This is a genomic window from Planktotalea sp., from assembly GCF_049680325.1.
Classification (GTDB): Bacteria; Pseudomonadota; Alphaproteobacteria; order Rhodobacterales; family Rhodobacteraceae; genus Planktotalea.
The window spans coordinates 1-6,204 of the sequence record NZ_JBAUHO010000206.1 but is presented as its reverse complement, the minus strand read 5'-3'; the positions used below and the strand labels follow the sequence as shown (position 1 = coordinate 6,204).

General features: G+C 54.7%; 8 protein-coding genes. 5 read left to right on the top strand and 3 right to left on the bottom strand.

Annotation, left to right across the window (positions count from 1 at the left end; translation table 11 throughout):
- Positions 1 to 471, bottom strand: a 471-nt coding sequence (locus WBC85_RS09360; protein WP_424435779.1) for a LysR family transcriptional regulator, incomplete at its 3' end; no start/stop codon positions are given.
- Positions 472 to 601: 130 nt separating this feature from the next.
- Here WBC85_RS09360 and WBC85_RS09355 point away from each other — a divergent pair.
- Positions 602 to 826 (top strand): DUF1127 domain-containing protein, encoded by a 225-nt coding sequence (locus WBC85_RS09355; protein WP_424435776.1) that lies wholly within the window; start codon positions 602 to 604, stop codon positions 824 to 826.
- On the top strand, positions 816 to 1,064 hold the full coding sequence (locus WBC85_RS09350) for a DUF1127 domain-containing protein (RefSeq protein WP_424435773.1): 249 nt from the start codon (positions 816 to 818) through the stop codon (positions 1,062 to 1,064). The genes WBC85_RS09355 and WBC85_RS09350 overlap by 11 nt, the downstream gene beginning before the upstream one ends.
- 142 nt (positions 1,065 to 1,206) lie before the next feature.
- Here WBC85_RS09350 and WBC85_RS09345 read toward each other — a convergent pair whose 3' ends face one another.
- The gene (locus WBC85_RS09345) at positions 1,207 to 2,553 is read right to left on the bottom strand and encodes an aspartate aminotransferase family protein (protein ID WP_424435770.1); all 1,347 of its coding nucleotides are present in this window, start codon (positions 2,551 to 2,553) and stop codon (positions 1,207 to 1,209) included.
- The gene (locus WBC85_RS09340) at positions 2,550 to 3,353 is read right to left on the bottom strand and encodes an IclR family transcriptional regulator (RefSeq protein WP_424435766.1); all 804 of its coding nucleotides are present in this window, start codon (positions 3,351 to 3,353) and stop codon (positions 2,550 to 2,552) included. The genes WBC85_RS09345 and WBC85_RS09340 overlap by 4 nt, the downstream gene beginning before the upstream one ends.
- 110 nt (positions 3,354 to 3,463) lie before the next feature.
- Here WBC85_RS09340 and WBC85_RS09335 point away from each other — a divergent pair, with 110 nt between their 5' ends.
- The 3 genes from WBC85_RS09335 to WBC85_RS09325 all read left to right on the top strand — a co-directional run.
- Positions 3,464 to 4,408 carry a tripartite tricarboxylate transporter substrate-binding protein gene (locus tag WBC85_RS09335; protein ID WP_424435763.1) on the top strand — a complete coding sequence of 315 codons (945 nt, stop codon included), beginning with the start codon at positions 3,464 to 3,466 and terminating at the stop codon, positions 4,406 to 4,408.
- 63 nt (positions 4,409 to 4,471) lie between these two features.
- Positions 4,472 to 5,011: a tripartite tricarboxylate transporter TctB family protein gene (locus WBC85_RS09330; RefSeq protein ID WP_424435760.1), complete on the top strand. Its 540-nt coding sequence runs from the start codon at positions 4,472 to 4,474 to the stop codon at positions 5,009 to 5,011.
- Positions 5,012 to 5,023: 12 nt separating this feature from the next.
- Positions 5,024 to 6,204: tripartite tricarboxylate transporter permease (locus WBC85_RS09325; RefSeq protein ID WP_424435757.1), on the top strand; the 1,181-nt coding region annotated here is incomplete at its 3' end.

Sequence of the window (6,204 nt, the reverse complement as noted above, 5' to 3'; positions counted from 1 at the left end):
GCGCAATACAATGTCAGGGTCTTTGTGCTGTTCCGCAAAGCAGATGGTCGCATCAAAGCCTTCACTTTGCAGGTTTATGTCGCGATCGGTTAGTTCTAGCGAAACACGAACCTCCGGGTATTGCGACATGAAGTGTGGCAGCGCTGGAATCAGCTGCGACTTACCGAATGCAACGCTGGATGCGAGCCTTAGGTTGCCGCGCGGCGTGCCGTCCAAGTTCAGGATCAGCGCCTCTGCGTCTCTGTAAGAGGCGGCGAGAACCTTACATTTTTCGTAGAATTCCTGCCCTTCTTGCGTCGTCGAAACGCCCGTCCTTGTGCGATTGAGCAAGCGGTAATGGACATGATCCTCAAGCAGAGCAATCTGCTTGCTTACCGCAGAGGGTGTCTGTTCCATTTTACGCGCCGCTGCAGAAATACTTCCCATTTCGACAACGTTCGCGAAGATCAACATTTGCGCAGAAATGTCCATTTTAAAAACCTAGCTATTCCAATTCGGCACGGGGCCTATGCCATATCGCCCAGTTGTGAGCGCTACCAGAAACTCGTACTTCTGCACTGCAGCATAAATTCTGCATCGCAGCAATAGGCGAGGTTACTTAATGGCTACTACAGGTTCGATTACGGTGTTTGACGTCGTTATGGCGACGGTCCGCACATTTTATCAGCACAAGCAGGAGCAGATGCGCTTGTATTTTGCGCGTCGCAGAGTGTTTCGCGACACTGTTGCAGAGCTTTCAATGCTTTCTGATCGCACGCTCAGGGATCTGGGGATTGCGCGCGCTTCGATCAAGCAATTGGCGTGGGAGACTGCAAATGAGCGATAGCGCGCACTTCAAATCACTGTCAGAGCAAGGACCGTTTGCTGGTGTATTCCGCTGGCTATCAAATCTCTGGCACGGCTTTGCTGGATCGGCAGATATGATGCTCGAGGCACTTAAACACGGAAGAATGATGTCGGTGCTTTCAAACATGAGCGACGCCCAGCTGTCCCAGATTGGCATTACACGGGCGGATATACCCGCCTACGCCAAGACGTTGCTAGAGCGCGATCAAGGGCACTGACGGACAGGTTTAAGAATGCGTGTTGGCCTCGCTCCTCCCAGAGTTCACCAACACGTGCGGCGGCGATAAATCAACAGGGAGCGCCAAAGCAAGAGGCCAGCACCTTCATCTCCTCCCGAAGGTGCTGGCCAACATCAACCCGTTACAAAGACGCAAATCCAGCGTCGAGAGCGCTAAGGATCGCGCTTGCGTCTTGCTCGGTCAGAACCAGCGGCGGCGATAGGATCAGGTTAGGCCCTGACACACGCACCATTGCGCCGGCGTCATAGGCCGTCTCTTGAACTTTTTGCGCAGAACCCGCGTCGATCGGCTTTTTGGTTGCACGATCAGAGACCATTTCAATTGCCGTCATAAGCCCGTGCCCGCCGCGAACATCACCGATCACATCGTATTTTTTCTGTAACGCAAGGCAGCCCTCATATAGCTGCGTGCCGCGCGCGGCGGCATTATCGACGACGTTCAGACGTTTGGTCTCTGCAAGGCAGGCAAGTGCCGCAGCTGCGCCGACGGGATGGCCGGAATAGGTGTAGCCATGGCCGATCTTGGCCGCATCATTGTCTTCAAACGCCTCGACCATCTTGCCGCCCAACATCACGGCACCAAAGGGGAAATAGCCGTTGGTGATCGCTTTGGCCGTCGCCATCATATCGGGTTGGATACCCCAAAGCCGTGCGCCAGACCAAGCGCCGGTACGCCCGTACGCGGTGATGACTTCATCCGTTATCAAGAGGATGCCATTGCGGTCGCAAATTTCGCGAACCATTGGCGCAAAGCTTTTGTGCGGCGGGATCACCCCACCTGCGCCAAGGATCGGCTCCATAATCATCGCGGCGATGGTGTTGGCCCCCTGGAAGGCGATTTCGTCTTCCAAAGCGGCGATGCACAAAAGCGCCAGTTTTTCAGGATCGCTCTCGTTAAACGGATTGCGATAGGTATAGGGGGCCGGGATGTGGAAGCACCCGGGCAGGAGCGGTTCGTAAGCGGTGCGGAAATTGGCGTTGCCATTGACTGATGCGCCGCCGAAATGGGTGCCGTGATAGCCCTTCTTGAGGCTGAGAAATTTGGTGCGTCCATGCTCGCCGCGCAGCTTGTGATATTGACGCGCCAGGCGCAGGGCGGTTTCGACAGAATCCGAGCCGCCAGAGGTGAAGAACGCGCGCTCTAGCCCGTCCGGGGCAAAGAATTCGGCCAGTTCATAAGAGAGTTCAATCGCGGCATCATTGGTGGTGCCGCGGAAGGTGGAATAGTAGGGCAGTTTTTCGAGTTGCGCAGAAATGGCGTCTTTCACGGGCTGGCAGGAATATCCAAGATTTACGTTCCACAAGCCGCCGACAGCATCGACGACAGTGTGCCCGTCGATGTCTGTGATCGTGACGCCAGACGAGTCGGTGATGATCTTTGGCGGGTTGTCGATGCTGTCCTTGGGCGAGGTCATCGGATGCCACATCAGGCGCGCGTTGTTTTCCTTGAGGAAGTTTGAGTCTTTCATGATGTGGTTTCCAATTCCTGAGTATGTGAAAGGGAGGCTGCCCAAGCCTGCTCGACTTGTGCAGGTATCGTGCCGCCCCAATTGTGGGTGATGGCGCGGCTGGCCGCGACAAGATGGGCTTTGATGATCTGCTCCAGGGCAGGGGTGAGGCGGGTAGCGACGCTGGCGGTCGCGACTGTGCCAGCAAGCTGGCCAGTTTGATCGAATAGAGGGGCTGCAAGACTATGAACGTCAGTCTCGTAAGTACCTTTCGACTTGCCAAACCCACTGGCGCGGGTCGTTTGAATAGCGCGATCGAGCGCGGTGGTATCGGTGATCGTGTTCTGCGTGTAGCGCTTTAGTTTGGCACCGGTTTGCAGATCATCAGGCCCGAAAGCCAACGCAGTTAGCCCCGAAGAAGTCGCGTGCAGCGGGAAGGTTTCGATGTCGATGACTACGCGAATGCTGTGCTGCGCCGATTCGCAGGTGCTTAGATTGTAGAGCGTTTTGCCCGACAGCACGCAGACGTGACTGGTTTCTCCTGTCGCATCCGCGAGGCTGCGCAGCGGGGCCTCTACCCCTGCTTTTCGTGGTACGGTCAGCTCGCGGGTTCGAGCGAGCGAGAGCAGGGTGGGGCCAAGGCGGTATTGTTTTGTAACAGGGTTTTGTTCAACAAAACCGGCATCTTCCAATGCTTGCAGGTGGCGGTACGTCGTCGCCTTGTCGCGCCGGGCAAGTTTGCACATCTGCGAGAGCCCGATTTCCGGTCGTTGTGGAGAGAAAAACTTCAGCAGTTCGAGGGTTTTTGATGCGGAGGACATTTGCGGCTCGCTCATGGTTCGTAGAAAAAGTTTGACAGGTAATAATTAGCATGACAACCTTTTTATAGAAATTACGGTTCAATATGTGAACCATTTACGGGGAGAAATAGATGTTCAAGTTTACCAAAACGCTCACGGCAATGGCGCTAGCCATGACGGCATTCACGGGGATGGCACAGGCCGAATATCCAGAAAAGCCGGTTTCTTTTATTGTCCCCTGGCCTCCCGGTGATTTGGAAGATGTGCTGACGCGGATGATCGCAGAAGATTTTCAGAAAGAGTATGGCGTTGCAGCTGCTGTCGTGAACAAGCCCGGCGGTGGCGGCGGCCCATTCCCCGGTGCCATCGAAGTGGCGAACGCGCCGGCGGATGGTTACACAATCGGTTCTTTCATCATTGCGATCCCTGTGGTTGGCCCGCAGATCGGCATTCCGGAACTGAACCCTGATCCATTCGAGCCGCTTGGCAATTTCCTAACCTATCCATTCGTGATCGCAGCTGGCGGCAACGCACCTTATGACGATATGGCGGGTCTTGCAGAGCATGCGAAATCTAATGATGTTGTGCTCGGTCACTTTGGCGCGCCGCTTGTTCCGACGCAGGTTACAATGGGACTTGCCAAAGAAATGGGTTTTGCTTTTGCGGCCGACGCGGCCTTTGATGCACTTGATTGCAATACGCTGGCCTCTGGTGATGTGGACGTCATAAACACGACGTTGCAATTGATCCTGCCATGCCTTGATAGCGTGAAGGTGCTTGCGTCTATCGGTTCAGAGCGGATCGCTTTGACGCCTGACACGCCAACTGTTGCAGAGCTTGCTCCTAACCTTGATGTGGCGCTTTGGAACGGGTTGTTCGTTCACAAGGACACCCCGGCGGATGTGCGCGAAAAGATCATCGCAGTGGCGCAAAAGACAGTGATGTCTGAGCGCGCAAAGAAACTGGCGGCCGAAACCGGGGCGCTTGTCTACTGGCAAAGCGCGGATGAGGTGAGCGCACAGATCACCAAAGATATCGCGACGCTTGGCGGCATCGAAAAGCTGCTGTCTGAATAAGCTGATCTGATCGGGCGGCAGTCTGTTGCCCGATCTTTTTCCTTGCCCGACAGGATCGCTCGCATGTCTCGCGTGAAAACCTTGCAAGCCTTGTTCAAAAGGTATCGCCGCCCCGGCGATATCGTTTTCGCATGGGCGCTTTTAGCGATTTCGCTGTTCCTGCTTTCGCAGCTCTTTGATCAAACGGCCTACAAAAAAGGTGCCAAGCTATTCGCGCAGCCGCGTTTCTGGCCCGCCGTGTCATTGGCAATGATGAGCGTGTTTGCTGCGTTTCATTTGCTTGGCTCGCTTCTTTCGGAACGCATCGACGGGCGCTGGCGTGAAGTGTTGCTTTGGTGTGCCTCGCTTGAATACGCAGGCTGGTTTATCGGCTATGCCTTGCTAGTGCCTGTGACAGGTTATCTGCCGACTACTGTGTTTTTTGCGCTCGCGCTTTCGCTGCGCGCTGGATACCGCTCGCTTATGGCTTTGCTGTCTGCCCTTGCTGCTGCAATTGTGATTGTCTTGCTGTTCAAAACCTTTTTGCAGGTCAAACTGCCCGCTGGCCTGATCTATGACTACCTGCCTGATGGGTTGCGTCAAATCATGCTAAATTATTTCTGATCGGATCACGCAATGGAAAATCTACTGGCAGGAGCCGAAATGCTGGCCCGCTGGGACGTGATCGTCGCGCTATTGGTCGGCTCGATTGGCGGCGTAATCATTGGCGCAATTCCGGGGGTTGGACCGGCAGTTGCGATTGCGATCCTGTTGCCTGCGACGTTTTCGTTGGATCCGATTGTCGGCCTGACGATGCTGCTCGGGATTTATGGATCGTCCATGTATGGCGGCGCGATTCCTGCGGTTCTCATCAACACACCCGGCACTGCGGTGAATGCGCTGACCTCCTATGACGGCTACCCGATGACGCAAAACGGGCAAGCGCATCGCGCGGTGTCGCTCGCTTATAGCGCCTCGTTCTGGGGCGGTATTTTCGGGATTTTGTGCTTGATTTTGCTTTCCCCTGTTCTGGCGTTGATCGCACCGATGTTTGGCTCGCGTGAAATATTCCTAGCGGCGCTGCTTGGTATCATATTGGTCATCCTCGCCCATCGCGGGCAGATTTTTGCAGCAGGCTTGCTGGCGATGTTCGGTATCTTTTTGCAGACCGTTGGCCTTGACGCGGTGACCTACACGAAACGCTACACATTTGATTATTCCTTCCTGAGTTCGGGCATCAATCTGATCGTTGTGGTGCTTGGCCTTTTTGCGCTTTCCCAAGCGTTCTTTCTTTTGACCGCTCCTGATGAAAGCCCTGAAGCCAAGCCCATAACAGGCAAAATGAGCGCGGGCTTTAAAGAGTTACTCAAACATAAGCGCGTGGCGACGGTCGCTTCGGGTTTTGGAGTAATCTTGGGGATGATCCCGGGAACAGGTGAGTTCACCGCGCAGTTCATGAGCTATACTTACGCACAGAAAACCTCGAAAAATCCCGAGTTGTTCGGCAAGGGTTCGCCCGAAGGCCTGATTGCTTCGGAGGCGGCCAATAACGCTGTGCCAGCGGCGGCGATGATCCCGCTATTGGCACTTGGTATTCCGGGCGAGGCGCTGACAGCTATGATGCTGTCTGTGTTTTATGTGCATAACGTCATCCCCGGGCCGCAGTTGTTCCAGAACAATATTGATCTGGTTTACGGCCTTTATCTGGCGCTGATCTTGCTGAATGTGATCGTCATGGTGTTCTTGTTATTCTCGACCAACCTGTTGACCAAGATCATTCGCATTCCGACCCGTTTCCTTGGTATGTTGATACTGAT